General features: G+C 36.6%; 1 protein-coding gene. It reads right to left on the reverse strand.

Annotated features, from left to right (window positions below):
- Nucleotides 1-24: 24 nt before the first annotated feature.
- Nucleotides 25-276 (reverse strand): hypothetical protein, encoded by a 252-nt coding sequence (locus JHD59_RS22420; protein WP_199155892.1) that lies wholly within the window; start codon nt 274-276, stop codon nt 25-27.
- Between the last annotated feature and the right edge of the window lie 104 nt (nt 277-380).

The following is a 380-nucleotide window of genomic DNA, read 5'->3' on the forward strand; positions in this document are numbered from 1 at the left end:
GTCAGATGTGTATAAGAGACAGGACTAGTCATGCCCGTCCCAAAACACAATTGCCTGAGTTGCCTCTTTCGCATAAATTCTCGAATGCGCTCTATCTTTTTTTTTAATTTTTTTATTTGGCAACTCTCCCCATTTTTGCTCTACAAATTTATTTGGATCGTCAAAAATTAGAAATGAGAAATTTTTCTGATTTTTTATAATGGACTCAACTTTCCTCTCAAAAAAGTTGAAGTTAATTAACTCCTTCGGGTAGGCGATGAGGATGAGTGAATTCATAGGTGTATAATTTTCGTTTCATTCGTAGATGTTTTTTTTATGTATTCGGCGGCTAGTCTTCTATGGCAGAAATGTGGCTTGTCTTCACTGCAAAGTAGGCAGGC

This window comes from Chromobacterium sp. ASV23 (assembly GCF_016428945.1).
Taxonomy (GTDB): Bacteria; Pseudomonadota; Gammaproteobacteria; order Burkholderiales; family Chromobacteriaceae; genus Chromobacterium; species Chromobacterium sinusclupearum.